The organism is Cryobacterium sp. CAN_C2, from assembly GCF_015751745.1.
GTDB lineage: Bacteria > Actinomycetota > Actinomycetes > Actinomycetales > Microbacteriaceae > Cryobacterium.
The window spans coordinates 1-1,098 of the sequence record NZ_JADOUX010000054.1; the positions used below are offsets into that span (position 1 = coordinate 1).

At 65.6% G+C, this 1,098-nt stretch carries 2 protein-coding genes and 1 pseudogene; 1 reads left to right on the plus strand and 2 read right to left on the minus strand.

The window, feature by feature from the left end; genetic code table 11:
• Positions 1 to 213: hypothetical protein (locus tag IWX77_RS16825; protein ID WP_196845691.1), on the plus strand; the 213-nt coding region annotated here is incomplete at its 5' end.
• A gap of 101 nt (positions 214 to 314) precedes the next feature.
• Here the strand turns inward: IWX77_RS16825 and IWX77_RS16830 are convergent.
• Both IWX77_RS16830 and IWX77_RS16835 read right to left on the minus strand, forming a co-directional pair.
• Entirely contained in the window at positions 315 to 617 is a 303-nt protein-coding gene (locus IWX77_RS16830) for a DUF6457 domain-containing protein (RefSeq protein WP_196845690.1), read from the minus strand.
• A gap of 299 nt (positions 618 to 916) precedes the next feature.
• A pseudogene (locus tag IWX77_RS16835) lies at positions 917 to 1,098 on the minus strand (isopenicillin N synthase family oxygenase); the annotation flags it as partial.

Genomic DNA, 1,098 nt, shown 5'->3' on the forward strand with positions numbered 1-1,098 from the left:
GTGTCCTACCCCACCGCTCGCGGCTGTGCGGCGGCCTACTATCCGGAGGCGAACGTTCTGGTTCCGCTTACTCACCTCGCCGAGGGCAGCAATACCCCCGTGTCGAAGGCGGTGATCGTGCGGCTCGATCCGGTGGCAGCGGATGCTGACAGTGCGCCTGGCACGAAGGCAGGCGCGGCTCCTAACCGGTCGGGGGCGGCCCTGCCGGGGTGAACGCCGGGGCCCTGCTCTCGTCCGCGCGTCCGCGCGGCCGGGGGCAGGTGCCGTGCTGCCGCGGTCGGACGTCTGACCGTCGGCTACCCAGGCCGTTAGCGTTACTGCGCCGTGTCAACCCAGCCGGTGCGGGTCGTCGACGTGGCGCAGATTTGGCGGGCCACCGCGGCGGCTGATTCCACTGCCGCTGTCGCGTTTTTCTCGCCCGTCGCCGCCGCTAGTCCGGCCGCGTAGCCGACAACGAAGGTGCTGATGGGGCCTGCCGACGGGCTAACAGCACTCGATTCCGCCGCGAGGTCAAGCAGTAGATTGCGATCAACTTGAAGGTCGAGAATCAGCAAAGCCTGGGTGAGCTGGCGGCTCCAGTCACGCAATTCGGGTTCGCGGGCGTCATAATCCGTCATGGCAGCTCCTTGATTCGGCAGTTGGCGTAGGTACCCTTTCAGGGATATCACCGATCGCGTTTCTGCGCTACCGAGTGCTCGCATCGGGCCTATAAATCCGAAAGCCACACCGAAAGCGCAGGCGTATCCGCGGCGACGTACTGAATAGTCGATGCCCTGACATCGCGCCTATTTATGAGTGAGACCGCGTGGTACGAAACGTTTCGCGTGAACTGGCAACCGAAACAGCCTTGATCGTGAGGTTCAGAGTGGGCTGCTGCAGGTCGCCGTCGTGCGCGGCATCCGTCGTTGACGTGCCTTTACAGCAGGTCGGCGTGGTGGGCGGTGGCCACGTTGGGGTGGGCACGCAGCCGGTACCGGAGGGCGTTGTCACCGTAGGTGGTCTCGAGAATGGGACTGTTGGTCGGGTCCGCGGAGAGTCCGCGGGCCCCGCGGGACAGACTCTCGTCGAGCTGCAGCCGCGGCATCACGGTGTCGAGTG

Excerpts from the sequence above, each read along its gene's own strand:
- IWX77_RS16830 (WP_196845690.1), bottom strand. The coding sequence starts at position 617 with ATGACGGATTATGACGCCCGCGAACCCGAATTGCGTGACTGGAGCCGC.